At 38.7% G+C, this 1,663-nt stretch carries 1 protein-coding gene and 1 pseudogene; both read left to right on the top strand.

Annotated elements, in window-relative coordinates; translation table 11 throughout:
- Window positions 1-113 precede the first annotated feature (113 nt).
- Window positions 114-1,454, top strand: coding sequence for a hypothetical protein (locus F6K49_RS46730; RefSeq protein ID WP_293109301.1), 1,341 nt, complete (start codon window positions 114-116; stop codon window positions 1,452-1,454).
- Window positions 1,451-1,663, top strand: a pseudogene (locus F6K49_RS46735) (hypothetical protein); the annotation flags it as partial. The gene F6K49_RS46730 and the pseudogene F6K49_RS46735, both read left to right, overlap by 4 nt.

The raw sequence follows: 1,663 nt of genomic DNA on the forward strand, positions 1-1,663 counted from the left end.
TACTCCCTACTCCCTACTCCCTACTCCCTACTCCCTACTCCCTACTCCCTATTCCCTACTCCCTACTCCCTACTCCCTATTCCCTACTCCCTTTGCTATAGAAATAATTGACTATGTTAGCCACAGCTTACTTGGGACTAATCTTATTGATGTTGCTTACAGAAATAAAACGAAAAAAAACCGGTAAGTTGGATTTCCTGACCTTGGCTAACTTGATTTTCTTTCTTGTCTATGCTTTTCCAGGATTTGTCTTATCAGCTAACCTAGAGAATGCTAGGCATGAGTTGAACTGGGGAAATACCTTATACACTGACAACCCACAAACAGTTATTGCTATATTTGTGGGATACATTCTGATTGTTATTGGTTTCTATTCTAAGTCGGCTGAAAAATTTGGAAAAACGATTACTATCAAGAGCTATAGTGACAATGTTGTGATTGTATTTGCTATTTTGCTGCTGTTATTCTCTTGTCTATCTATTCAAATCTATGGCTCTCAGTATGGTGGCGTTATGGTAGCCCTTGCTAAAAGCCACCTGATTCGATCAACCACGGTTGAAAGTGGCAACCTGGTTTTTTTTAAGAATTTTATGTTCTTTTCATTCTTTGCCTCTTATTTATTGGCAGCCCTGGTATTTTTTAGCAACCTAAAAAAAGGTAAATTCATCCTATTTAGTTTGTTTTTGCTATCTGTAGTCGCTTCCTGGATTTCAGCCACTTTAACAGCTGGGCGTATTCCTTTTGTCAGATACATTATCGGGTTTTATTTAGTTTATGTCCTTAAAACTGGCAAATTTTCCTTTACTTTCACCCTTACTTTTGTCTCTAGTGCTGCTCTGTTTCTGATTCACGGCAAAACCCTGTTTTTTAGCTTAAGTGCTTTGCCAGATGGCTATGTTGCTGTAGTGGAACGCTTTAGACAATCTCTGGACAGTGGTTCCAATGAAAGCTTTAGCATTATCGAACTAGTAGAGAACTTTGTGTTTCCAGTTCATTCCCTAGATGCAGCTTTTAATAATCATTATCCAATGCGGCTATTTCTGGATATCTACTATGGGGTGCTTTCCTTAATACCGGAGCGTCTGACTAATATGGAGTTCCCAGAAACCCTATCCTTTGAGAATACAGCAAATATCATAGGCTCCAATGAGTTTGCTATACCACCAGGTATACTGGCCTTTGGTATCTATAGTATGTCTTGGGTCGGACTAATTATCATATCGTTGAGTTTTGGTTGGATTGGTCGTTATCTACAAACTATTTTTAATAATCAGCTACATACAATATACTGGATGCCATTTGTTTATATTTTAACAGCTGTAACCTGGATAGATTTTATTACCTTTGGTGACCCAGAGGCTTACCTAATTGCTAATTTTTGGTTTTTTGCAGCTATGGGTCTATTACTATCTTTCGTTAGCAAGGTTTATTGGAAAAAGAACTATAAACTATGAAAATACTATATCTTACCACTGGAGTCTCCATAGGAGGTGCGGAGTTGATGTTATATCATCTCCTATCCAAGATAAACCGAAACCGCTTTAGTCCAGTGGTACTGTCTCTAATGGGGCGTGATACGGTAGGCGATCGCATTGAATCTTTGGGTATACCTGTTGCTCATATTGGTCTTGAACCAGGAACGGTTCCAACCCTGAAAGCATTG

Source organism: Moorena sp. SIO3I6 (assembly GCF_010672095.1).

Bases quoted from the DNA above. Each gene is read 5' to 3' on its own strand.
- F6K49_RS46730 (WP_293109301.1), top strand. From the start codon at position 114: ATGTTAGCCACAGCTTACTTGGGACTAATCTTATTGATGTTGCTTACA.